The 22466-nt window shown below is 67.8% G+C and carries 20 protein-coding genes, 1 tRNA gene and 1 rRNA gene; 5 read left to right on the top strand and 17 right to left on the bottom strand.

Features of this window, described 5'->3' with window-relative positions; genetic code table 11:
* The 4 genes from L632_RS0104915 to clpB form a co-directional block, all read right to left on the bottom strand.
* Positions 1 to 82, bottom strand: a 16S ribosomal RNA gene (locus L632_RS0104915); the annotation flags it as partial.
* 482 nt (positions 83 to 564) lie between these two features.
* Positions 565 to 1191 carry a protein-methionine-sulfoxide reductase heme-binding subunit MsrQ gene (gene msrQ / locus L632_RS0104910; RefSeq protein ID WP_028711818.1) on the bottom strand — a complete coding sequence of 209 codons (627 nt, stop codon included), beginning with the start codon at positions 1189 to 1191 and terminating at the stop codon, positions 565 to 567.
* Positions 1191 to 2087 carry a protein-methionine-sulfoxide reductase catalytic subunit MsrP gene (msrP, locus tag L632_RS0104905; protein WP_028711817.1) on the bottom strand — a complete coding sequence of 299 codons (897 nt, stop codon included), beginning with the start codon at positions 2085 to 2087 and terminating at the stop codon, positions 1191 to 1193. The genes msrQ and msrP overlap by 1 nt, the downstream gene beginning before the upstream one ends.
* 127 nt (positions 2088 to 2214) lie before the next feature.
* Positions 2215 to 4842 (bottom strand): ATP-dependent chaperone ClpB, encoded by a 2628-nt coding sequence (gene clpB, locus L632_RS0104900; RefSeq protein ID WP_028711816.1) that lies wholly within the window; start codon positions 4840 to 4842, stop codon positions 2215 to 2217.
* Between the two features lie 153 nt (positions 4843 to 4995).
* Between clpB and pyrF the strand changes: the two genes are divergently transcribed.
* Positions 4996 to 5688 carry an orotidine-5'-phosphate decarboxylase gene (gene pyrF, locus L632_RS0104895; RefSeq protein ID WP_028716431.1) on the top strand — a complete coding sequence of 231 codons (693 nt, stop codon included), beginning with the start codon at positions 4996 to 4998 and terminating at the stop codon, positions 5686 to 5688.
* Here pyrF and L632_RS0104890 read toward each other — a convergent pair whose 3' ends face one another.
* From L632_RS0104890 to L632_RS0104870, 5 genes are read right to left on the bottom strand one after another with little or no spacing between them, the layout of a single operon-like run.
* Complete coding sequence (locus L632_RS0104890) at positions 5689 to 6318, bottom strand: glutathione S-transferase family protein (RefSeq protein ID WP_028711814.1); 630 nt, start codon at positions 6316 to 6318, stop codon at positions 5689 to 5691.
* A gap of 51 nt (positions 6319 to 6369) precedes the next feature.
* The gene (locus tag L632_RS0104885; protein WP_156929417.1) at positions 6370 to 6765 is read right to left on the bottom strand and encodes an NUDIX hydrolase; all 396 of its coding nucleotides are present in this window, start codon (positions 6763 to 6765) and stop codon (positions 6370 to 6372) included.
* Between the two features lie 20 nt (positions 6766 to 6785).
* Positions 6786 to 7058, bottom strand: a complete 273-nt coding sequence (locus tag L632_RS24845; RefSeq protein ID WP_028711812.1) for a hypothetical protein — start codon at positions 7056 to 7058, stop codon at positions 6786 to 6788.
* A complete protein-coding gene (locus tag L632_RS0104875; RefSeq protein ID WP_028711811.1) occupies positions 7055 to 7957 on the bottom strand; it encodes an SPFH domain-containing protein in 903 nt (300 codons plus the stop codon). Before L632_RS0104875 ends, L632_RS24845 begins: the two co-directional genes overlap by 4 nt.
* Positions 7958 to 7975: 18 nt before the next feature.
* On the bottom strand, positions 7976 to 8839 hold the full coding sequence (locus tag L632_RS0104870; RefSeq protein ID WP_028711810.1) for an N-formylglutamate amidohydrolase: 864 nt from the start codon (positions 8837 to 8839) through the stop codon (positions 7976 to 7978).
* Between the two features lie 184 nt (positions 8840 to 9023).
* Between L632_RS0104870 and L632_RS0104865 the strand changes: the two genes are divergently transcribed.
* Together L632_RS0104865 and ykgO are read left to right on the top strand one after the other, a co-directional pair.
* Positions 9024 to 9098 (top strand) — tRNA-Val (locus L632_RS0104865).
* Between the two features lie 85 nt (positions 9099 to 9183).
* Entirely contained in the window at positions 9184 to 9309 is a 126-nt protein-coding gene (gene ykgO / locus L632_RS0104860; protein WP_017998967.1) for a type B 50S ribosomal protein L36, read from the top strand.
* 309 nt (positions 9310 to 9618) lie between these two features.
* Here the strand turns inward: ykgO and L632_RS22100 are convergent, their stop codons facing one another.
* From L632_RS22100 to L632_RS0104820, 8 genes are all read right to left on the bottom strand, one after another.
* The gene (locus tag L632_RS22100) at positions 9619 to 11337 is read right to left on the bottom strand and encodes a peptidoglycan-binding protein (protein ID WP_051476377.1); all 1719 of its coding nucleotides are present in this window, start codon (positions 11335 to 11337) and stop codon (positions 9619 to 9621) included.
* A gap of 29 nt (positions 11338 to 11366) precedes the next feature.
* The gene (locus L632_RS0104850; RefSeq protein WP_028711809.1) at positions 11367 to 12584 is read right to left on the bottom strand and encodes a phenylacetate--CoA ligase family protein; all 1218 of its coding nucleotides are present in this window, start codon (positions 12582 to 12584) and stop codon (positions 11367 to 11369) included.
* An 18-nt stretch (positions 12585 to 12602) separates the two neighbouring features.
* Positions 12603 to 13427: an ABC transporter ATP-binding protein gene (locus L632_RS0104845; protein ID WP_028711808.1), complete on the bottom strand. Its 825-nt coding sequence runs from the start codon at positions 13425 to 13427 to the stop codon at positions 12603 to 12605.
* 53 nt (positions 13428 to 13480) lie between these two features.
* Positions 13481 to 14761, bottom strand: a complete 1281-nt coding sequence (locus L632_RS0104840) for an ABC transporter substrate-binding protein (RefSeq protein WP_028711807.1) — start codon at positions 14759 to 14761, stop codon at positions 13481 to 13483.
* Positions 14762 to 14806: 45 nt separating this feature from the next.
* Positions 14807 to 15883, bottom strand: coding sequence for a branched-chain amino acid ABC transporter permease (locus tag L632_RS0104835; RefSeq protein WP_028711806.1), 1077 nt, complete (start codon positions 15881 to 15883; stop codon positions 14807 to 14809).
* Positions 15884 to 15988: 105 nt separating this feature from the next.
* Complete coding sequence (locus L632_RS0104830; RefSeq protein WP_028711805.1) at positions 15989 to 16969, bottom strand: branched-chain amino acid ABC transporter permease; 981 nt, start codon at positions 16967 to 16969, stop codon at positions 15989 to 15991.
* A 9-nt stretch (positions 16970 to 16978) separates the two neighbouring features.
* The gene (locus tag L632_RS0104825; protein ID WP_028711804.1) at positions 16979 to 17788 is read right to left on the bottom strand and encodes an ABC transporter ATP-binding protein; all 810 of its coding nucleotides are present in this window, start codon (positions 17786 to 17788) and stop codon (positions 16979 to 16981) included.
* Positions 17785 to 19761 carry an AMP-binding protein gene (locus L632_RS0104820; protein WP_028711803.1) on the bottom strand — a complete coding sequence of 659 codons (1977 nt, stop codon included), beginning with the start codon at positions 19759 to 19761 and terminating at the stop codon, positions 17785 to 17787. Before L632_RS0104820 ends, L632_RS0104825 begins: the two co-directional genes overlap by 4 nt.
* A gap of 112 nt (positions 19762 to 19873) precedes the next feature.
* Here L632_RS0104820 and L632_RS0104815 point away from each other — a divergent pair, with 112 nt between their 5' ends.
* Together L632_RS0104815 and L632_RS0104810 are read left to right on the top strand one after the other, a co-directional pair.
* A complete protein-coding gene (locus L632_RS0104815) occupies positions 19874 to 21754 on the top strand; it encodes a PAS-domain containing protein (RefSeq protein ID WP_156929416.1) in 1881 nt (626 codons plus the stop codon).
* Positions 21747 to 22448, top strand: coding sequence for a response regulator transcription factor (locus L632_RS0104810; RefSeq protein ID WP_028711801.1), 702 nt, complete (start codon positions 21747 to 21749; stop codon positions 22446 to 22448). Before L632_RS0104815 ends, L632_RS0104810 begins: the two co-directional genes overlap by 8 nt.
* The last annotated feature ends 18 nt before the right edge of the window (positions 22449 to 22466 follow it).

Below are 22466 nucleotides of genomic sequence, written 5' to 3'. Positions count from 1 at the left end.
AACCCCGAAGGGTTCGCTCGACTTGCATGTGTTAGGCCTGCCGCCAGCGTTCGTTCTGAGCCAGGATCAAACTCTCAAGTTGAAAGCCACCGAAGCAGCTATCCTTGACAGAAGAACCTTGCACATCTGTCACCCGCGACTAGCGGGTGATCATCTCTGCTTGTCGTTCCACAAAACGTGAACCGTCAAACAGTGAAGCTGACACCTGGATCATCGGGNTCCCCCTACCAGGCCGATATGCAAACTCCCTCGCCGAAAAACGACCAGACCGCCCGCATATCCCTTCAGATATACCATAATGTCAAAAAGCAGAGGAAACAAAATCGCGGAAGATGCGTCATTCGCTTGACGCCCCGTCCGGTCAGTCATTCCCAGATTGTCTCGGTTCCGCTCCCGCTTCCCCGTCCCGTCCGACGCTGCCGTCGTTCGGTGAGCGGGTATCTAGACCCCGCAAAACAAACCCGCAAGACCAAAAATAAAGAAAAATGACAGAAGAAGGTAACTGCCCGTAAAGTAAGGGAAAATGGGAAGGATCAGGGCCGTCGCCGTGAAGCGGCGGGGGAATCACTCCGCAGGCCGCGACAGCCCGGCCGATCTCCGCCGCCGCGCTTTTCCCGGCAAACGCAGGCCCAGCAGCACCAGAATCGCCCCGAGAATCGTCAGCGGCCAGGATTCCCAGACCTTCAGCGCCCAGAGCCAATGCACCGCCGCCAGAATCGCCGCCGGATAGACCAGCCGATGCAATTGCCCCCAGCGCGGGCCCAGGCGGCGGATCGAGAAGCGGTTCGAGGTCAGCGCCAGCGCCAGCAGCATGGCAAAGCCCAGCATGCCGAAGACCAGATAGGGCCGCTTGGCCACGTCCCTGAGCATCTGCGCCCAGAGAAAGGCCATGTCGAAGACCACCCAGGCCGCCAGATGGCAGGCGGCATAGCTGAAACAGATCAGCCCCAGCGCCTGGCGAAAGCGCATCAGGTTCAGCCGCGCCAGCCGCAGCAGCGGCGTCACCGCCAGCGTCGCCAGCAGGAAATAGATCGCGGTGCGGCCCAGCCGATGCTCGATATCCCGCACCGGATCGACGCCCAGATGGCCGTGCAGCGTGTCCCAGACCAGCAGCCCCAGCGGAATCAACCCCAGCAGCCAGACCGCCCAGACCGGGACATGCCGCAGCCAGCGATTGAGGTGCTGCGGCATCAGTAATGCTTCGCCAGGTCCATGCCCGCATAGAGCCCGGCCACCTGATCGCCATAGCCGTTGAACATCAGCGTCTCCTGCCGGCCGCCGAACAGTCCGCTGCCGATCCGCCTTTCGGTGGCCTGCGACCAGCGCGGATGGTCCACCTGCGGATTCACATTGGCATAGAAGCCGTATTCGCCGGGCTGCAGCATCTGCCAGCTGCATGGCGGCTGCCTGTCGGTCAGGGTGATCCCGACGATCGACTTGATCGACTTGAAGCCGTATTTCCACGGCACCACCAGCCGGATCGGCGCGCCGTTCTGGTTGGGCAGCACCCGGCCGTAAAGCCCGGTGGCAAGGATGGTCAGCGGATGCATGGCCTCGTCCAGCCGCAGCCCCTCGCGATAGGGCCAGTCGATGATGCGCGACCGCTGGCCGGGCATCTGGCCGGGGTCGTGCAGCGTGCGGAAGGCGACGTATTTCGCGCCCGGCTGCACGCCGGCCTTGCCGAGCGCCCCGGCCAGGGGCACGCCGAGCCACGGAATGACCATCGACCAGGCCTCGACGCAGCGCAGGCGATAGATCCGCTCCTCCAGCGCCGCCTCGGGGGCGAGGTCCTCGACGCCGTAGCTGCCGGGCCTGTCCACCATGCCGTCGATCTGCACCGACCAGGGCGCGGTCTTCAGGCTGCCGGCATATTGGGCCGGATCGGTCTTGCCGGTGCCGAATTCGTAGAAATTGTTGTAATTGGTGATGTCCTCGAAGCTGTTCGACGTCTCGTCGGTCGAGAAGGCCGAGGGCTTGCCGCTGAGACCGAGAGCCGGCGTGGCCAGCGCCGCGACGCCCGCCGCCAGAAAGGCCCGCCGGCTCAGGTAATCCGCCTCGGGCGTGACATCGGACCATTTCAGCGCCATGGCAAATTCCCCCTCTGCCCAGAGCCATCATGCCACCCGCCCAGGCGGATGCCGATGAAATTCCGCGTGATTTCCACGCGAGGACCGGAAGGAAAAGGGCGGATGCCGACGCATCCGCCACTTTGCGTCAGTGCAGCGGCACCCGCGGCCCGTCCTCGCCGGCCGAGCCGAGATGCGCCGTAGTCACGCGGTTGCCCACGATCAGCCCCTCTGGGCCGGCGCTGACATGCACGGTCTGGCCGTCCAGAACCTCTCCGGCCAGGATCATCTCGGCCAGGGGGTTCTGCAGGCTGCGCTGCATCACCCGCTTCAGCGGCCGGGCGCCGAAGACCGGGTCATAGCCCTCGTCCGCCAGCCATTTCAGCGCCGCCTCGTCCAGCTCCAGCCCGATCTTGTGCTGCGCCAGCCGGCTTTCCAGCTGCCAGAGCTGGATCTTGACGATGCCGTCCATGTTCTCGCGCGTGAGGCGATGGAAGATGATGATCTCGTCCAGCCGGTTCAGGAATTCGGGGCGGAAATGCGCCCGGACCGCATCCATCACCTGCGCGCGCGCCTGACTCGAATCGGCGCCCTCGGGCAGTTGCGACAGCGCCTGCGCCCCGAGGTTCGAGGTCAGCACGATCAGCGTCTGCTTGAAGTCCACCGTCCGGCCCTGGCCGTCGGTCAGCTGGCCGTCGTCCAGCACCTGCAGCAGCACGTTGAAGACGTCCGGATGCGCCTTTTCGACCTCGTCGAACAGGATCACCTGATAGGGACGCCGCCGCACCGCCTCGGTCAGCACGCCGCCCTCGTCATAGCCGACATAGCCCGGAGGCGCGCCGATCAGCCGCGCGACCGAATGCTTCTCCATGAACTCGGACATGTCGATGCGGACCATGGCCGAGTCGTCGTCGAACAGGTATTCGGCGATGGCCTTGGTCAGCTCGGTCTTGCCGACGCCGGTCGGGCCCAGGAACAGGAAGCTGCCCAGCGGCCGCTTGGGGTCGTTCAGCCCGGCCCGCGCCCGGCGCACGGCGTTGGACACGGCCGTCACCGCCTCGGACTGGCCGATGACGCGCTTGCCCAGCACGTCCTCCATCTTCAACAGCTTCTCGCGCTCACCCTCCAGCATCTTGCTGGTGGGGATGCCGGTCCAGCGTTCCACCACCTCGGCGATCTGCTCGGGGCGCACGGCTTCCTCGACCATCGGCCCGTCCTCGCTGCCCTCGGATTCGGCCAGCTGCCGCTCGAGGCCCGGGATGATGCCATAGGAAAGCTCGCCGGCGCGGGCCAGGTTTCCTTCGCGCTTGGCCTGGTCCAACTCGGCGCGGGCGCGGTCGAGCTGTTCCTTGAGGTTGCGCGAGCCCTCCAGCCGATCGCGTTCGGCCTGCCAGCGGGCGGTCATGGTCGCGGATTTCTCCTGCAACTCGGAGAGCTGCTTCTCCAGCTTCTCCAGCCGGTCCTTGGAGGCGGCGTCGTCTTCCTTCTTCAGCGCCTCGGCCTCGATCTGCATCTGCAGGATCTGCCGGTCGAGCTGGTCCAGCTCCTCGGGCTTGCTGTCCACTTCCATGCGCAGCCGGCTCGCCGCCTCGTCCACCAGGTCGATGGCCTTGTCGGGCAGGAAACGATCGGTGATGTAGCGATGCGACAGGGTCGCGGCAGCCACCAGCGCGGCGTCGCTGATGCGGACGCCGTGGTGCAGCTCATACTTCTCCTTGATGCCGCGCAGGATGCTGATCGTGTCCTCGACCGTCGGCTCCTCGACCATGACCGGCTGGAAGCGCCGGGCCAGCGCCGCGTCCTTTTCGATATACTTGCGGTATTCGTCCAGCGTGGTGGCGCCGACGCAATGCAGCTCGCCCCGGGCCAGCGCCGGCTTGATCAGGTTCGCGGCATCCATGGCGCCGTCGGTCTTGCCGGCCCCGACCAGCACATGCAGCTCGTCGATGAACAGCACGATCTCGCCGGCGGCATCCTCGATCTCCTTCAGCACGGCCTTCAGCCGCTCCTCGAACTCGCCGCGATATTTCGCGCCGGCGATCAGCGCGCCCATGTCCAGCGCCCAAAGCTGCTTGTTGCGCAGGCTTTCCGGCACGTCGCCGTCGATGATGCGCAGCGCCAGCCCTTCGGCGATGGCGGTCTTGCCGACGCCGGGCTCGCCGATCAGCACCGGGTTGTTCTTGGTGCGGCGGGACAGCACCTGCATGGCGCGGCGGATTTCCTCGTCCCGGCCGATGATCGGGTCGATCTTGCCCTCGGCCGCGGCCTCGGTCAGGTTGCGGGCGTATTTCGACAGCGCCTCATAGCTGTCCTCGGCGCTGGCCGTGTCGGCCGTCCGGCCCTTGCGGACGTCGTTGATGGCGCTGTTCAGCGCCTGCGCCGTCACCTTGCCCGCCGTCAGCGCGTCGCGTGCATTGGTGTTGACGATGGCAAGCGCCGTCAGCACCCGCTCGGCCGGCACGAAACTGTCGCCGGCCTTCTTGGCCAGCTTCTCGGCCTCGTCCAGCACGCGCACCAGCGAGGTATCGACATAGACCTGACCCTGCCCGCCGCTGACCTTGGGCTGTTTCGCCACCGCCTGGTCGACGGCCTGGCGCACGGCCTGGGCGTCGCCGCCGGCCCGCGCGATCAGATTGCTGGCAAAGCCCTGCTCGTCGTCCATCAGCGCCTTCAGCAGATGCTCGGGCATCACGCGCTGGTTTTCCTCGCGGATCGCGATGGTCTGCGCCGCCTGCAGGAAACCGCGCGACCGTTCCGTGAACTTTTCCATATCCATATGAAATTCCTTTCCTCAGCCCCCGCTTTGGACCGCCCGCATTGGCACGATCCGGCTCGGGTCCTGCCTGTCACATGGGCAGGACGAAACGGGGTTTCAAGACAGCCGGTTCCCCCCTATAAGCGGGCCGTTTGTCGCAGGCTGAGGTGGAACATGGACGACCGTCTGATCGTGGCGCTGGACGTGCCGAACGCGCTGGCCGGGCTGGAGCTGGCCGAAAGGATCGGCGACGCGGCCAGCTTCTACAAGATCGGCCTGGGGATGCTGACCGGTGGCGGGCTCGCACTCGCCAACGAGCTCAAGCAGGAACACGGCAAGCGCATCTTCCTGGACATGAAGTTCTTCGACATCGGCGCCACGGTCGAGGCGGCGGTGAAAGGCATCGCGCAATACGACCTGGATTTCCTGACCGTGCACGGCGACCCGCATGTGGTCCGGGCGGCGAAACAGGGGGCAAGCGCGTCGGGGCTGAAGATCCTGGCGGTGACCATCCTGACCTCGCTGGACCGCGCCGACCTCGATGCCGGGCTGATCGTGCCGGGCGATCTGGCCGAGATCGTCGCCACCCGCGCCGCCCGCGCCTTCGAGGCCGGGGCCGACGGCGTCATCGCCAGCCCGCGCGAGGCGGCCCTGATCCGCGCCCTGCCCGAGGCGGCGGGCCGGCTGATCGTCACCCCCGGCGTACGCCCGGCCGGCAGCGACGCCGGCGACCAGAAGCGGATCGAGACGCCCGCGACCGCCATCGCCAGCGGCGCCGACCATATCGTCGTCGGCCGCCCGATCTGGCAGGCCGCGGACCCCCGCGCCGCGGCGCAGGCGATCCAGGCCGAACTCGCCGGGGCGTAATCAGCCGAAATTGCGCTGAAGCACCGGCGCCAGGTCCTCGCGCGCCGCCGTGGCGCGGGCGATGGCCCAGACCTTGGGCGCATTCCCCTGGAACCATGCCGGTCCGGGCTTCCAGTTGGTCATCACCGCCAGATAGATGTCCAGGGCCGAGAAGCGTTCGCCCAGGAACCAGGGGGCGCCCGCCACGCCCTCCACCGCGGTCCACAGTTCCTGCAGCCGCGCGGTGGTGGCCTCGCCCAGCTCCTTCTGCGCCGTGCCGTCGCTGAGAAAGCGCGAGGGATCGTCGCCGAAGGTGAAGCAGGGATAGACCTGCGCGACCAGGAACATCAGCCAGCGCAGGAAGCGCGGCCGCTCGGGCGCGCCGGGGGCCGGTACCAGATCGTCCCGCTCGGTCATGTCGGCCAGGTGCAGGGTGATCGCCGCGCTTTCCGACATCACCCGCCCGTCGGGCAGGATCAGCACCGGGATCTGCCCCGCCGGACTGATCCGCATCAGGTCGCGCTTGGCGGCCGGATCGAGGAACAGGTCCGCGACCTCGATCCTCTCGGCCTCAAGGCCGTAATGCGCCAGTTGTGCCTCGACGATGGCCGAGCCCCAGCCGTTGCGACGGTATAGCTGCATTCGAGACATGCATGCCTCCTTCCTGTCGATGCGCCGATCATGCACAGCGGCGGGCGATTCTCAAATCCCGCAGCCCGATCCGGCAAGAACAAGCCGCACCCGGTCGCGGAAATGCGGCACGGCCCGGGGATGGGCGACGAATTCCGCCACCGGCATCATCCGCCATTCCTGCCCCTCGTCGCCGAAGCGGATCGCGGCGATCTCGGCCGCCGTGATCGTGCCGGAAAACAGCCATGACGCGCGCCCCGGTTCGCCAAGCGAGGCAAAGGCCCGCCCCGTCAGCCGCCCCGGGGCAAGCCGCAGCCCGAATTCCTCGTAAAGCTCGCGCAGGGCGCATGCGACCGGCGTCTCGCCCGGCTCGGCGCCGCCGCCGGGCAGGTCCCAATGACCCGGAAAGGGAATCCAGGGATAATCGTCGCGCAGGCAGGTCAGCAGATCCGCCCCATGGGTCAGCACCAGCTTGGCGCCGGCCAGGCCTAGTTGTCGTTGATGTCGCGGGTCCAGCGCCGCACCTCGCCCCGGTTCCTGCCGAAGATGCGCCGCAGCGCCAGCCAGATCACCCCGGTCAGGACCGCCGTGACCACCAGCGCCATCGGCAACCCGCCGGGCCACAGGCCCAAAAGCAGCGCCAGCCCCATCAGCAGCACCGCCCCGGCGAGCCCCAGGAAGAACCAGCCCGGCAGCGCCAGTTCCAGCGCCGCCAAAAGGAGCGCCGCGATGATCCAGATCCAGCCGTTCGCCCAGCTCATGCCGCGCCCCCTGGCTTCACGCCGCGGAGCATGCGGAAGGCGTCGCCAAGCGCCTCGACGGCCGAGGCGGGAACGATCACCGTCTGCTTGCCCTGCCCCTTGCCGACCTCGGCCAGCACCTCGACCTGGCGCATGGCGACCTGGTATTGCGCCGCCTCGATCCCGCCCTCGCGGATCGCCGTGGCGATGGCCGCGGTGGCATAGGCCTCGGCATCGGCCAGCAGCCGCTTGGCCTTGGCCTGCTGCTCGGCGGCGTAAAGATCGCCGTCGGCGGCCAGTTCCACGGCGCGGCGTCGGCCCTCGGCCTCGGTCACCTGGGCACGGCGGGCACGTTCGGCATTCAGCTGCTGCAGCATGGCGGCGCGCGTGGCCTCGTCCAGGTTGACGTCCAGGATCTCGGCCCGCGTCACCTCGATGCCCCAGTCGTCGACGATATTGGCCAGCGATTCGCGGATGCGCTCGATCAGCGGGGCGCGGTTCGACTGCACCTGGTCCAGCTCCATCGCGCCGATCTCCGAACGCACGATCCCCGCCACCGTGGTGGCGATGGCCGCATCCACGTCGCGGATGCGATAGACGGTCTTTTCCGGCTCGATGATGCGATAGAAGACGCTGGTTTCGACCTGCACCAGCACGTTGTCCGCCGTGATCGCATCCTGGCGCGATGTCGGCAGCTGGCGCTCCAGCACCGAGATCCGATGCGCCACCCGGTCGAGGAAGGGCACGATGAAGTTGATCCCCGGCCCCAGCACCGCATGCAGCCGGCCGAAGCGTTCGACGACGTATTTTTCCGATTGCGGCACGATGCGGACGGCGCGGCTGACGGCGAACAGGATCACCAGCGCCAGAATGATCAGGGCGAGGTTCTGGCCGATCATCTCGGCGAATTCGGGCGGCATCGCGGCCTCCTTTCTGGTTCACTCGGCGGCGAAGGCCGAATCGCTGGCGTCCGGACGCAGCCGCGCCAGCCGCGCGACGACGCGGGCGAAACGGGTCCGGAACAGGTCGAAATCGGCGCGCGGCTCGATCCGGCGCTCGTCCATGTAGAGCGAGCGGTCCAGTTCCAGCTGCACGACATGGACATTGCTGCGCGGCCGACCATAGGTCTGGGTGATATAGGCGCCGGAAAAGGGCGAATTGCGCCGCAGCCGGAAGCCCTCGGCCACCACGGCATCGGCCACGCCGGCGCTGATCCGCGGCGCGGCCGAAACGCCGTTGCGGTCGCCCAGCACCATGTCGGGGCGCGGGCGCGGCAGATGCACCAGCGCATCGCGCGGCATGGAATGCATATCGATCAGGACGGCGCCGCCGAACCGCGCCACCGCCTCCTCGATCAGGCCGGAAAGCGCGCGGTGATAGGGATGCCAGAGCCGGGCGATGCGGCTTTCGGCCTCGGCCCGCGGGATCGGCCGGTCGTGGATGGCACGGCCCTGCGAGACGACGCGGGGAATCACCCCCAGGCCGGCCATGATGCGCGGATTGCTCATCGCCGGGGCGGCGCCCGAGACCACCAGCGGGTCGATTTCCTCGGGGCCGCGATTCAGGTCCACCACGCAGCGCGGCACCCGCGCGGTCAGCACCGCGGCGCCATGGTCCAGCGCCGGGGCGATCAGCCGGTCCACGAAAGCATCCTCGGACGAGCGCAGCTGCTGCGCGTCCAGCCGCGATTCGGCCAGGAACCAGTCGGGATAGGCGCGGCCGGAATGCGGCGAGGCAAAGATCACCCCGCCCTGCCACGACGGCGGCCGCATCAGATCGAAAATCGGCTCTTCCCTGGTCATCCCTGGCGTTCCCCGGCGGCGCGACCGGCGCCAGATCTGGGTGATAAGACAGAAAGGGTTATAAACCATGATCGGGCGCCGCCAATAGCCGTCGATTGAGGGCTTGAAACCCCGGGGCGAGGTGGCTATAGACACGCGGACCAAGGCGATCTGGCGGCGCAAGCCGGAAGAATCACCTGTCAGTGGGCGGTTAGCTCAGCGGTAGAGCACTACGTTGACATCGTAGTGGCCACTGGTTCGATCCCAGTACCGCCCACCATTCGTTTCGCGCCCCCGGGGCTCAACCGGGGGTATTTCGTTTCCAAGGCGCGACCTTAGCGATGCGCCGCGATAGGAGAAGACCGATGAAGGTTCGCAATTCGCTCCGCTCGCTCAAGAGCCGCCACCGCGATTGCCAGATCGTGCGCCGCAAGGGCCGCATCTACGTCATCAACAAGACCAACCCGCGCTTCAAGGCCCGCCAGGGCTGAGAACCGGCGAATCATCCGATTCAAGGACGCCCGCAGGCCCCGCGCCGCGGGCGTCTTGCTTTCCGGCCTGGAACCCGGCCGGTGGGGGCCGACTGCCCCCACACCCTCGTGGATATTTCCACAAGGGAGAAGATCGCAGGGGCGGTGATCGGCGCGGCGGGACGCCCGGCTTCGGTCGGGACACGGTCGGGCGTGACGGAGGGGTGGCGCGGAGAAGCTCCGCCGGAATGGCCGGCCCGGGACGCATGCCGGCCAGCGCCGAACGAAGCGCCGCCCGGGCCAAGGCGGCGCGGGCTTCACGGCTGCCGGTCAGCGCGGCCCATCCGCCAGAAGGCCCGAGACCGTCTGCTGCGTGAGGTAACCGGTCACGCGCAGGTTGCGCGCCTCTTGATAGCGGCGCAGGGCGGCGCGGGTTTCCTCGGTGAATTCGCCGTCGACCGCGCCGGGCTGCATGCCGGCCAGGCGTAGCCGGTCCTCGATCAGCCGCCGCGCCGAGGGGGTCAGGCCCAGCGCGGATTCTTCGCGGCGCGCCGCTTCGATGCCAGCGCGCAAGGTGGCAAGCCGCTGCCGGGCCTGCGCCGCATGGGCGCCGGCCGGGAAACGGTCCAGATAGGTCTCGTAGGCCGCGGCCGAGCCCTGGCGGCCGACCCAGCGCCAGGTCGCCTCGTCGCCGGCGGGCGCGGCCGCCGGGTCGGGCTGGCCGCCGGAGAGCCGGCGGCGCGCGGTCTCGGCGTGAAGGCCGTCGGGATAGCGGTCCAGATAGGCGCGCAATCCTTCGGGATCGCCCTGCGCACCGGTCTGCCGCCACCAGGCGCGGTCGCGGGCGGCGGCATCGGCCTGCAGCCGCTCGACCTGGGTGGCGAGCATCCGGACCTGGCTGCGGGTCAGATGACCCGTCGCCGCCAGCCCGTTCCGGCGCTGCCAGTCCGTGATCGCCGCGCGCGTGCGCCGGCCGAAAACGCCGTCGGCCGGGCCGGGCTGGCCGCCGAGCTGCGACAGGCGGCGCTGGATGGCGGCGCGCTCGGCCGGGGCGAGGTTCAGCGCCTGTTCCGCCGCGGCCGCCGGGGAAAGATCCGGGCCGGGCCGGACGGGGCGCAGCTCGGCGAGCCGGAGGCGGGCGACGCGGGCGAAGCGCCCTGCCGGGAAATCCTGCAGATAGGCGACGTAGCCTGCGGCCGAATCCTCGGCCACGGCCCGCGCCCAGACATGGCGGTCGGCACTCTGCGCAGCCGGCGCGCGGCGGATCTGCGCCAGCCGCTCGCGAGCGGGGGCGGCATAGAGCCCGCGCGGAAAGCGCGCGAGATAGTCCTGATAGGCGCGCATGCCGTCCGCGGTCGAGGCTTCGGCCCAGGCATCGCGGTCGGCAGCCTGCGGGTCAGGGACCTTCCGGCGCGGGGCCAGCACCGGATCCCGGGCCCCGCCCGGCACCAGCTGCAGCGCCGGATCGGCCGCCATGGCCTGCACCAGGCTGGCGCCGCCGGCCAAGCGGCCCATGGCGCGGGCCCCCGCCTCGGGCGAGCCGGTGACGACCCAGACCCCGCGGGGCGGCGCCAGCGGGCCGATGCCGTTTTCCAGCCCCGGTCGATGCGGCATCCGTTGCCCGTCGGTGCCCAGCACCAGCACCGCGCCCGGATCGCCCCCGGCCATCAGCCGCATGACCAGCGACAGCGGCACGCCCTGCATGCCCACGCCCAGGCGGCCGGGCTCCTCGGCATCGGCGCCCATGAACCAGGTCTCGGTCCCGTCGTTCAGGAAGCGGCCGTTCAGCGCCACGATGCGCGCGCCCGGCGCCGGATCGGCGCGGACCAGCGACTCGATCAGGCGGCGCAGGGGACCCGCCGCCAGATCGACGCCTTGCTGGGTGGTGAAACCCGCCACGCGCAGGGTATTTCCCAGCGCCACCGTGTCCGAGCCCGCCAGATCGGGGGCGCTGCGGTAATCGGCATTGCCGACGATCACGGCGCGGTTTTCGGCCCAGGCGGGCGCGGCCCCGATCAGGGCGGCAAGCAGGGCTGCGGCGATGCGCATGCGGGCGACCTCATTCCGGGCGACCGGAATCAGTCGTAGCTGCGCCGGTCCTCGATCACCTTGCCGTCATTCGGCAGCGAACCCGGCGCAACCAGTTCCACCCGGCCGCGAAGTTTCAGTGTGTCCAACACCGTTCCCTCGTATCTTGCCGCATCATCGGCCCCGGTTTCCAGCAGCACCGTCATCACATCCATATCACCCGAGCGGTCCGCGACGACGCGGGCGCGGCTGATCTCGGGGTGCCGGGCGACCAGCGCCGCGACCTGCTCGGGACGCACGAACATGCCCTTGATCTTGGTGGTCTGGTCGGCGCGGCCCATCCAGCCCTTGATGCGCATGTTCGTGCGCCCGCAGGGGCTGACGCCGGGCAGAACCGCCGAAAGGTCGCCCGTCGCGAAGCGCACCAGCGGATAATCCGGGTTCAGCGTGGTCACCACCACCTCGCCCACCTCGCCATCCGGGACCGGGTCGCCGGTGCCGGGGCGGACGATCTCGACGATCACCCGCTCGTCCACGATCATCCCCTCCATGGCCGGGGATTCATAGGCGATCAGGCCCAGATCGGCGGTAGCGTAGCATTGCGTGGTGGCGATGCCGCGATCCGCATAGGCCTGGCGCAGGCTGGGAAACAGCGCCCCGCCCGAGACCACGGCGCGGGTAAAGGACAGCCGCTCGCCCAGTTCCCCGGCCTTGTCCAGCATCACCTTCAGATAATCGGGCGTGCCCGCATAGACGGTGGTGCCGATGTCCGCGGCGGCGCGGACCTGCAGCTCGGTCTGGCCGGTGCCGGCCGGCAGGGTCGCGGCCCCGACCGCGCGGGCGGCGCTTTCGAACATCATGCCCGCCGGGGTCAGGTGATAGCCGAAGCAATTGTGGATGATGTCGCCTGCCCCGACCCCCGCCGCATGCAGGAACCGACCCAGCCGCCACCAGTCCGCGCCGCGCCGCCCGGGCTCGTAGATCGGGCCGGGGCTCTGGAACACGTTCTCGAACTCCGCCGCCGGCCGCGTGGTGAAGCCGCCGAAGGGCGAGATCCGCCTCTGCGCCTCGGAAAGCTCGGATTTGCGGATCACCGGCAGCCGGGCCAGCGCCTCGCGGCTGGTGATCTGATCCGGCTCGATCCCGGCCAGGATGCGGGCCAGCGCCGGCGCCGTGCGGGCCCGCGTCAGCGCGGCGGGCAATTCGGCCGCCAGCCACAGCGCCCGCGCCTCGGCGCTGCGGGTTTCAAGCTCGTCATAGAATGTCATGGGGATGCCTTTCTGCGCTCAGGCCAGCCAGCGCTTGCGCCGGCGATAGGACCGCACGTCGCGAAAGCTCTTGCGGCCCTGGTCGGACATGCCGAGATAGAATTCCTTGACGTCCGGGTTCTCGCGCAGCGCGTCCGCCGGACCGTCCATCACCACGCGGCCGCTTTCCAGGATATAGCCGTAATGGGCATAGCGCAGCGCGACATTGGTGTTCTGCTCGGCCAGAAGGAAGGTCACGCCCTCGCCCTCGTTCACCGCCTTCACGATCTCGAAGATCTGCTCGACCAGCTGCGGCGCCAGACCCATCGAGGGCTCGTCCAGCAGGATCGTCTCGGGGCGGGACATCAGCGCCCGGCCCATCGCGCACATCTGCTGCTCGCCGCCCGAGGTATAGCCGGCCTGGCTTTTCCGGCGCTCCTTGAGACGGGGGAAATAGGAATAGACCATCTCCAGGTCCTGGCGGATCGCCGCGCCGCCGTCGGTGCGGGTATAGGCGCCGGTCAGCAGGTTCTCCTCGATGGTCAGGTGCTCGAAGCAGTGGCGGCCCTCCATCACCTGGATGATGCCCTTCTTCACCACCGAGGCGGGGTCCATGTCCTGGATCCGCGCGCCGCGATAGCTGATCGCGCCCTTGGTGACCTCGCCCCGCTCGGAATGCAGCAGGTTCGAGATCGCCTTCAGCGTCGTCGTCTTGCCCGCGCCGTTGCCGCCCAGAAGCGCGGTGATGCCGCCCTTGGGCACCGACAGGCTGACGCCCTTCAGGACCAGGATGACGTGATTGTAGATCACCTCGATATTGTTGACCTCGAGCAGGGTCTCGCGGTCGGGCACGGCGTCGAACATGGGCTTTCCCTCCGGATCGATGGGCCCCGGCGGCGCACCGCCGGGGCAAGGGATCAGCAGCGCGGCGAGATGCCGGCTTCCTTGGCATAGGCTTCGCTGTCCTCAAGGATCAGCGGGTCCAGAACATCCTGATCTGGCTGGGTGAAGTCGGTGATCAGGGTCCATTTCCCGGCCGAGGCATCCCATTGCTGCAAGCGCGCCATGCCGCTGCCGCCGTGGTTGTCGCAGGTCATCTTGATCTCGGGTCCGAAGTCCGGCAGGCCCAGTTCGGCCAGCCGCTCGGGGGTGATGTCCAGCGCCTCGAACCCGTCGCGCAGCTGCGCCGCGGTGATCTGCGGCGTGCCGGCCAGCTCCTGCGCCTTGGCGATGGCCTCGGCGATGACGACCGCCGCATACATGCCGCGCGAATACAGCACCGAGCCGACGAACTGCCCGCCCTGCGAGGCCTTGCCCGGATCGATGACGTGCTTCTTCATGTCCTCATAGATCGGGTAATCCATGCCGACGCCGTGGAAGGTCAGCGCCTTGTAGCCGTTGGCGCCCGCGCCCACCGGCTTCACGTCCACCTCCGAACCGGACCAGTAGGTGCCGATGAAGTTCTCCATCGGGAAGCGGATGTTGGCGGCCTCCTGGATGGCGGTCTGGTTCATCACGCCCCAGCCCCACATCAGCACGTAATCCGGCTTGTCGCGGCGGATCTGCAGCCACTGGCTCTTCTGCTCCTGGCCGGGCGGGTCGACCGGCAGCTCGGTCAGGGTGAAGCCGTGCTTCTTGCCAAGCTCCTGCAGGGTGCGGATCGGCTCCTTGCCATAGGCCGAGTTGTGATAGACCAGCGCGATCTTCTTGCCCTCGAGGCTGCCGCCGTTCTGGTCCAGCAGGTATTTCACCGCGACCGAGGCGCCGTCCCAGTAGTTCGCCGGGGCGTTGAACACCCATTCGAAGACCTTGCCGTTCTTGGCCGAGGTGCGCCCATAGCCCGGGGTGTAGAGCGGGATCTTGTCGGCCGCGACCTTGGGGATCAGCTGATAGGTGATGCCGGTGGAGAGCGGGTTGTAGACCAGCGCGCCCGAGCCCTTGGTCGATTCATAGCATTCGACGCCCTTCTCGGTGTTATAGGCGGTCTCGCATTCCGGGGTGCGGATCCTTTCGCCGCCGATGCCGCCGTCGCGCTCATTCAGCAGGGTGAAATAGTCGTTGAACCCGTCGGCATATTGCGTGCCGTTGGCCCCATAGGGCCCGGTCCGGTAGCTGAGGTTCGGCACCACCAGGTCGGCCATGGCCGGCGCCGCCGCCATGACGGCGCCCAGCGCGACGGTTGCGAGTTTCAGTTTCATCTTGGTCTCCTCCCCAAGGGTTTTGTTCCGCCGGTTGTCCGGTCGTTAATGCGGGAACGGCCAGAGCCGCAGCTTCTCCTTCGTCAGCGCCCAGAGACGCGCCAGCCCGTGCGGCTCGACGATCAGGAAGAACACGATCAGCGCGCCGACGATCATCAGCTCGATATGGGCGGCCAGGTCGGTCGGCCAACCCAGCTGCGCCACCAGCACGTTCTTCAGGAAGACCGGCAGCAGCACCAGGAAGGCGGCGCCGGCAAAACTGCCGAAGATGCTGCCGAGCCCGCCGATGATGATCATGAACAGCACCAGGAAGCTCTTGTTGATGCCGAAGGCCTCGCTGGCCTCGGCCGCGCCCAGATAGACCGAGAACAACAGCGCCCCGGCGATGCCGACGAAGAAGCTCGAGACGGCAAAGGCCGACAGCTTGGCGGTCAGCGGGTTCACCCCGATGATCTCGGCCGCGATGTCCATGTCGCGGATCGCCATCCATTTGCGGCCCACGCTGCCGCGGGTCAGGTTGCGCGCCACCCAGGCCAGCAGGACGGCGAAGGACAGGCAGATCAGGTATTTCGCCGAGGCCGTGGTGGCGGGCCCGGTCACCGCCCAGCCCAGGATGGTGCGTTCGGGCGCGTTGATCTGCCCCGAGGCCGAATAGTTGTAGAACCACGGCACCTTGTTGAACAGCCAGACCAGGAAGAACTGCGCGGCCAGCGTCGCCACCGCCAGGTAGAAGCCCTTGATCCGCAGGCTGGGCAGGCCGAAAAGCATGCCCACGACCGCCGTGATCGCCCCGGCCAGCACGATATGGATGACGATCGGCACCCCCGGAAAGGCGACCATCAGCTTGTAGACCGCATAGGCGCCCACCGCCATGAAGCCGCCGGTGCCCAGGCTGACCTGCCCGGCATAGCCGGTCAGGATGTTCAGCCCGATCGCCGCGATGGCATAGATCAGGAAGGGCACCAGCACCGCATTGGCCCAGTAGCTGTCGATGACGAAGGGCACGACCAGGAAGGCCACCGCCAGGATCGCGTAATAGCCCCAGCGATCCAGCTTGATCGGAAAGGTCTGGCCATCGTCGCGATAGCTCGTCTTGAAGTCGCCCGCCTCACGATAGAACATCCGCCCCTCCCGGCTTGGTCGTTTCGACATTCGGGTATTTGTGAAACAGAGAAGCCTTCTTTGTTTTCCAAATACCCAGTCCCGAGTCCTCAACCCGCGCCATGGTCAGACCCGCTCGATGATGCGCTCGCCGAACAGGCCCTGCGGCCGGAAGACGAGGAAGATCAGCGCCAGCACATAGGCGAACCAGTTCTCGGTCGCGCCGCCGACCATCGGGCCGACGAAATATTCGAACAGTTTCTCGCCCATGCCGATGATCAGCCCGCCGACGATGGCGCCGGGGATCGAGGTGAAGCCCCCCAGCATCAGCACCGGCAGCGCCTTGAGGGCGATCAGCGAAAGCGAGAACTGCACCCCCGATTTCGTGCCCCACATGATGCCCGCGACCAGCGCCACGAAGCCGGCGATGGACCAGACCATGATCCAGATGAATTGCAGGCTGATGCCGACCGACAGCGCCGCCTGGTGGTCGTCGGCCACCGCGCGCATCGCGCGGCCCTGCTTGGTATATTGCGCGAAGCCGACCAGCGCCGCCACCAGCACCGCCGCAATGACCGCCGCCCAGATGTCCAGCCGGTCGATGAAGAAGCCGTAGCCCAGCCAGTCATTGGTGGCTGCCTCGACCGTCTCGGAAATGCCCTGCGGCAGGCCGACGTCCAGCACCTTCACGTCGGCGCCCCACATCACGTCGCCAAGTCCTTCCAGGAACCAGGCCAGGCCGATGGTGGCCATGAACAGGATGATCGGCTCCTGCCCGACCAGGTGCTTCAGCACCAGCTTCTCGATGGCGATGGCCAGGCCGACCATGACCAGCGCCGTCAGCAGGATGGCCAGCAGGCCCGGCACCGTCCAGCCGAAGCTCGACAGATGCACGCCGAAGGCGGCGTTGATCAGATGCGCGAAGGGCACCCGGCCCTCCATGATGCCGACCAGCGTCATGGCGGCGAAGAGCGCCATCACCCCCTGGGCATAGTTGAACACCCCCGAGGCCTTGTAGATCAGCACGAAGCCCAGGGCGACCAGCGAATACATCACCCCGGCCATCAGGCCGTTCAGCAGGATCTCGCTTGCGTAAAGAAACTCCATTCCTGCCCCCTATGCGTGTTCCACGCCCAGATAGGCGCTGATGACTTCGGGATTGTTGCGCACCTCGTCGGGGGTGCCGTCGCCGATCTTGCGGCCGTAATCCATCACCACCACCCGGTCGCTGAGGTCCATGACCACGCCCATGTCGTGCTCGATCAGCGCGATGGTGGTGCCGAACTCGTCATTCACGTCCAGGATGAAGCGGCACATGTCCTCCTTCTCCTCGACGTTCATGCCGGCCATCGGCTCGTCGAGCAGCAGGATCTTCGGCTCGGCCGCCAGCGCCCGCGCCAGTTCGACGCGCTTCTTCAACCCGTAAGGCAGCCGGCCGACCGGCGTCTTGCGGATGTTCTGGATCTCCAGGAAGTCGATGATCTTCTCGACCTGCTCGCGGTTCTCGACCTCCTCGCGCTCGGCCCGGCCCCACCACAGCGCCTGCGACCATATCGGCGCCTTCATCATGTTCAGGCGGCCGGTCATGATGTTGTCCAGGACCGACATGCCGTCGAACAGCGCGATGTTCTGGAAGGTGCGGGCAATGCCCAACCGCGCCACCTCATAGGGTTTCATCGGGCCGCGGCGATGGCCCTTGAACCAGATCTCGCCCTCTTGCGGGACATAGAAGCCCGAGATCACGTTCAGCATCGAGGACTTGCCGGCGCCGTTCGGGCCGATGATGGCGCGGATCTCGCCCTCGCGGATGTCGAAGCTGATATCCTTGATCGCCGTGACGCCGCCGAAGCGCAGGGTGATGTTCCTCAGGTCCATCAGCACGCCGCCGATCTGGCGGCCGTCGGGGGTGGTTGTGGTCTGGGTCATTCCGCGGCCACCTTCTGCATGGTCCGGGTCGGGAAGGTCCGGGCGTCCTCGATCTTCAGCACCGCGCGGATCTCGCCCTTGCGGCCGTCCTCGTAGGTCACCTCGGTGCGGGTGCTGACCGTGTCGCGCCCGTCATAGAGCGCCGCGATCAGGTCGGCATATTTCTCGGCGATGATGTTGCGGCGCACCTTGCGGGTGCGGGTCATCTCGCCGTCGTCGGGGTCCAGTTCCTTGTGCAGCACCAGGAAGCGGCTGATCTGGCAGCCCGAGAGCATGGGATCCTGGGCGATGGATTCGTTCACCGCCTCGACATGTTCCTTGATCGTGGCATAGACCTGCGGATGGCCGGCCAGTTCCTGATAGCTGGCATAGGCGATGTTGTTGCGCTCGGCCCAGTTGCCGACCGCGGTCAGGTCGATGTTGACGAAGGCGGTGCACATGTCGCGGCCGGCGCCGAAGACCACCGCCTCCAGGATGTTGGGATAGAACTTCAGCTTGTTCTCGACATATTTCGGCGCGAACATCCGGCCGTCGGCCATGCGGCCCACGTCCTTGGCGCGGTCGATGATGCGCAGGTGCCCGGTCGCCTCCTCGAAGAAGCCGGCATCGCCCGTCGCCACCCAGCCCTCGGCATCCTTGGTCGAGGCGGTGCTGTCGGGATTGTTGTAATATTCCACGAAAGTGCCGGGCGAGCGGTAGAACACCTCGCCGTTCTCGGCGATCTTCAGCTCGACGCCGGGCGAGGGCACGCCGACCGTGTCCGAGCGCACCTGCCCGTCCGGCTGCTGGGTGATGAAGACGCTGGCCTCGGTCTGGCCGTAGAGCTGCTTCAGGTTGATGCCCAGGCTGCGGTAGAAATCGAAGATCTCGGGACCGATCGCCTCGCCCGCGGTATAGCCGACGCGGATGCGGGAATAGCCCAGCGTGTTCTTCAGCGGACCATAGACCAGCAGGTTGCCCAGGGCATAGCGCAGCCGGTCCAGCCCGCCGACCGGCTTGCCGTCCAGGAGCGCCGGGCCGACGCGGCGCGCGACCTCCATGAAATGCCGGAACAGCCAGCGCTTGAACCGGCTGGCATCCTCCATGCGGATCATCACGCTGGTCAGCTGCCCCTCGAAGACGCGCGGCGGGGCGAAGAAATAGGTCGGGCCGATCTCGCGCAGGTCGGTCATCATCGTATGCGCGCCCTCGGGGCAGTTCACGGTGAAGCCGGCCCAATAGGCCTGCCCGACCGAGAAGATGAAGTCGCCCACCCAGGCCATCGGCAGATAGGCCAGCACTTCCTCGCGCTCGGTCAGGTGGTCGAAGGCAGCGGTGTTCCGGCCGGTCTCGATGATGTTGCGGTTCGACAGCACCACGCCCTTGGGCTTGCCGGTGGTGCCCGAGGTATACAGCATCACGCAGGTGTCGTCGTAGCCCAGCGCGGCGGTGCGCGCGTCCAGTTCGTGGCCCAGCCGCTGCCCGGCGGCGCGGCCCTCGGCTTGGACATCGGCCAGCGCGTTCATGCGGGAATGGTCGTATTTCCGCATGCCGCGCTTGTCGGTATAGACGATATGCTGGACCGAGGGGGCGCGGGCGCCGACCTCCAGCACCTTGTCCACCTGTTCCTGGTCGCCGCAGACGACGAAGCGTGCGCCGCAATGGTCCAGCACATAGGCCATCTCGTCGGCCACCGCGTCCTGATACAGCGGCACCGGCACCGCGCCGCACATCTGCGCCGCCACCATGGCCCAGTAATGCGCCGGGCGGTTGCGGCCGATGATGGCGACATGATCGCCCCGGTTCAGCCCCAGCACCAGGAAGCCCAGCGCCAGATCGCGGATCTCGGTCGCGGCCTCGGCCCAGGTCCAGCTTTGCCAGATCCCGAATTCCTTTTCCCGATAGGCCGGCCGGTTGCCGAAGCGTTCGGCATTGCGCGCCAGCAACGCTGGAATCGACTGCAAACCGGCCTCGGCCGCCTCAGCGTTCTGCATGGTTCCTCCCCTTGCCGTCAGGGCTCCTCTTCCCTCTGGCAATCGCAGCTTACAGCGGCAATTCTTGCGTCAGTTTTTCCTGAATCCTACGAATTGTTACAGGGACCGCGCAATGCCAGGAATGGAGATGCCCTCGAACGACCGGCATGCCGAGCTGACCCGCTCGGGGCTGAACCTGATCCAGCAGGCGATCTCGATCTTCGACGCCGAGCTGCGGCTGGCGGTCAGCAACCGCCCCTATCAGGCGATGTTCGGCCTGCCGGACGAACTGACCCGCAGCGGCGCCACCTTCGAGGATACGATCCGCTATCTGGTGCATCGCGGCGAATACGGTCCCCAGGACGATCCCGAGGCCGCGATCCGCGAGCGCGTCGACCAGGCCCGCACCTTTCAGCCGCATTACATGGAACGAAAGCGCGCCGACGGCCGCTGGATCTCGGTCGAGGGGGCGCCGCTGTCTCAGGGCGGCTGGATCGCGGTCTATACCGACATCACCCATATCAAGCGGCAGGAGGAGCTGCTGCGCGCCCGCTCCGAGGAACTGTCCGAGCGGGTGCTGGAGAATGCCGAGCGGCTTTCCGCCGCGAACCGGGCGCTGGCCGCGACCAATGCCGCGCTGGAGGAAGCCAAGCGCATCCTGACCGAATCCGAGGCGCGCACCCGCCATGTCACCGCCATGGTCCCGGCGCATATCGCGCATATGGACCGCGACTATCGCTATACCTTCTCGAACAACCAGATCTCGATGGTGTTTCCCGGCTCGGACGCCTCGATCATCGGGCGGCAATGCGAAACGGTTCTGGGGGCCGAGACCTTCGCCCGCATCCGCCCGCATCTGGACCGCGCCATCGCCGGCCAGCCGCAGGTGTTCGAGATCACGCACCCGCCCTCGGGTCGGCGCATCCGCATCGCGCTGACCCCGGACCAGAACGGGCGCGGCGTCTATATCCTGTCCACCGACGTCACCGCCGAGGTGCAGGCGCGCGAGGCGCTGACCCATGCGGCGAAACGCGCGGTGGCGGCGCAGATGACCTCGGGGCTGGCGCATGACTTCGGCAACCTGCTGACCATCATCCTGGGCCTGCAGGGCCGGCTGGCGCGCGCCGGCCTGCCGCCGGAACAGGCCGAGGACGTGCAGGCGACGCTGGCCGCCGCCCGTCGCGGGGTGCGGCTGCTCGACGGCATCTCGGCGTTGACCGGACGGCGCGAGCACCAGCCGCAGCCGGTCGATCTGCGCGCCATGCTGGACGATCTGGCGGCGATGACCCGGCCGACGCTGGGCGCGGAGGTCGCGCTCGACACCCGCATCGGCGAGCTGCCGGCGCGGGTGATGCTGGACCCCGGCGCGCTGCAGGATGCGCTGCTGAACCTGATCCTGAACGCCCGCGACGCCATGCAGGGCCGGGGCCGGATCGCCGTCGAGGCTCGCCCCGCCGGGCGCTGGCTGGAGATCGCGGTGACCGATACCGGGCCCGGCTTCTCGGCCGAGGCGCTGGCACGGGCGACCGAGCCCTTCTTCACCACCAAGGGCAGCCAGGGCACCGGCCTGGGCCTGTCGATGGTCTATGACCAGATCAAGCTGTCCGGCGGCACGCTGCGGCTGGGCAATGCCGAGAGCGGCGGCGCCCGGGTCACCATCCGCCTGCCGCTGCGCGCCGCGCACCCGCATCTGGTGCTGCTGGTCGAGGATGACGACGCCATCCGCGCCCATATCCGCGAGATGCTGACCGCCCAGGGCCATTCGGTGATCGAGGCCGGCTCGCTCTCCGAGGCGCGCGGGTTGACCGACCTTCCCGGCCTGACGCTGATCCTGTCGGACCTGCAGCTGGGCGACGGTTCGGGCGCCGATCTGCGCGGCCGCGGCCTGCCTCTGGTGCTGATGACGGCGCTGCCGCCGGGCGATCCGCGCAGATCGGGGCTTGACGGACCGGTCCTGACCAAGCCCTTTGGCGACACCGAACTGGCCGTGGCCATGGCAGAGACCGATGACTGACGCCCCCTTGATCGCCATCCTCGACGACGAACCCGAAATCCGCCGCCTGCTCTCCGCGGCGCTGGAGGAGGCGGGCTTCCGCACCTTAGGCTTCGCCCGCGCCACCGAATTCGAGGCGGCGCTGCGCCGTATCCAGCCCGATGCCTGCCTGATCGACCTGGGCCTGCCCGACCGCGACGGGCTGGCGCTGGTGCACCGGCTGGCCAGCGAATCCGGCGCGGCGATCATCATCATCTCGGGCCGGGCGCAGGTGCAGGACCGGGTGACGGGCCTTGAGCTGGGCGCCGACGACTACATCATCAAGCCCTTCGAGCCGGCCGAGGTCGTGGCCCGCATCCGCGCCCGGCTGCGCAGGCCCCAGCGCGAGACCGGCGCCGGCCGCCAGCAGATCCGCTTCGCCGGATGGTCCGCGGATTTCGACCGCTACACCCTGACTTCGCCCGAGGGCGCCGAGACCCCGATCTCCCATGCCGAGGCCGAGGTCCTGCGGCTGTTCCTCGACAATCCGCGCCGGCTGATCTCGCGCGCGCAGATGCTGGAGACGCTGGGCGGCACGGCGGGCGAAAGCTTCGACCGGGCGATGGACGTGCGCATCTCGCGCCTGCGCACCAAGCTGGGCGAGGACCCGAAGAACCCGCGGCTGATCAAGACGATCTACGGCGCGGGCTATATCTTTCTGGCCGAACTGGGCTAGATTGCCCCCATCCTCGCG

Source organism: Paracoccus sp. J39, assembly GCF_000518925.1.
GTDB lineage: Bacteria > Pseudomonadota > Alphaproteobacteria > Rhodobacterales > Rhodobacteraceae > Paracoccus.
The sequence above is the reverse complement of the archived record's forward strand: the minus strand, read 5'-3'. Positions and strand labels throughout refer to the sequence as shown.

What these genes read in the sequence shown, in the direction of transcription:
- clpB (WP_028711816.1), bottom strand. Translation starts at nt 4,842, where the DNA reads ATGGATATGGAAAAGTTCACGGAACGGTCGCGCGGTTTCCTGCAGGCG.
- L632_RS0104845 (WP_028711808.1), bottom strand. Translation starts at nt 13,427, where the DNA reads ATGTTCGACGCCGTGCCCGACCGCGAGACCCTGCTCGAGGTCAACAAT.
- msrP (WP_028711817.1), bottom strand. Translation starts at nt 2,087, where the DNA reads ATGGCGCTGAAATGGTCCGATGTCACGCCCGAGGCGGATTACCTGAGC.
- L632_RS0104850 (WP_028711809.1), bottom strand. Translation starts at nt 12,584, where the DNA reads ATGACATTCTATGACGAGCTTGAAACCCGCAGCGCCGAGGCGCGGGCG.
- L632_RS0104830 (WP_028711805.1), bottom strand. Translation starts at nt 16,969, where the DNA reads ATGGAGTTTCTTTACGCAAGCGAGATCCTGCTGAACGGCCTGATGGCC.
- L632_RS0104820 (WP_028711803.1), bottom strand. Translation starts at nt 19,761, where the DNA reads ATGCAGAACGCTGAGGCGGCCGAGGCCGGTTTGCAGTCGATTCCAGCG.
- ykgO (WP_017998967.1), top strand. Translation starts at nt 9,184, where the DNA reads ATGAAGGTTCGCAATTCGCTCCGCTCGCTCAAGAGCCGCCACCGCGAT.
- L632_RS0104870 (WP_028711810.1), bottom strand. Translation starts at nt 8,839, where the DNA reads ATGACCAGGGAAGAGCCGATTTTCGATCTGATGCGGCCGCCGTCGTGG.
- L632_RS0104810 (WP_028711801.1), top strand. Translation starts at nt 21,747, where the DNA reads ATGACTGACGCCCCCTTGATCGCCATCCTCGACGACGAACCCGAAATC.
- L632_RS0104875 (WP_028711811.1), bottom strand. Translation starts at nt 7,957, where the DNA reads ATGCCGCCCGAATTCGCCGAGATGATCGGCCAGAACCTCGCCCTGATC.
- L632_RS0104890 (WP_028711814.1), bottom strand. Translation starts at nt 6,318, where the DNA reads ATGTCTCGAATGCAGCTATACCGTCGCAACGGCTGGGGCTCGGCCATC.
- L632_RS0104835 (WP_028711806.1), bottom strand. Translation starts at nt 15,883, where the DNA reads ATGTTCTATCGTGAGGCGGGCGACTTCAAGACGAGCTATCGCGACGAT.
- L632_RS0104825 (WP_028711804.1), bottom strand. Translation starts at nt 17,788, where the DNA reads ATGACCCAGACCACAACCACCCCCGACGGCCGCCAGATCGGCGGCGTG.
- L632_RS24845 (WP_028711812.1), bottom strand. Translation starts at nt 7,058, where the DNA reads ATGAGCTGGGCGAACGGCTGGATCTGGATCATCGCGGCGCTCCTTTTG.
- L632_RS0104815 (WP_156929416.1), top strand. Translation starts at nt 19,874, where the DNA reads ATGCCAGGAATGGAGATGCCCTCGAACGACCGGCATGCCGAGCTGACC.
- L632_RS0104840 (WP_028711807.1), bottom strand. Translation starts at nt 14,761, where the DNA reads ATGAAACTGAAACTCGCAACCGTCGCGCTGGGCGCCGTCATGGCGGCG.
- L632_RS22100 (WP_051476377.1), bottom strand. Translation starts at nt 11,337, where the DNA reads ATGCGCATCGCCGCAGCCCTGCTTGCCGCCCTGATCGGGGCCGCGCCC.
- pyrF (WP_028716431.1), top strand. Translation starts at nt 4,996, where the DNA reads ATGGACGACCGTCTGATCGTGGCGCTGGACGTGCCGAACGCGCTGGCC.
- msrQ (WP_028711818.1), bottom strand. Translation starts at nt 1,191, where the DNA reads ATGCCGCAGCACCTCAATCGCTGGCTGCGGCATGTCCCGGTCTGGGCG.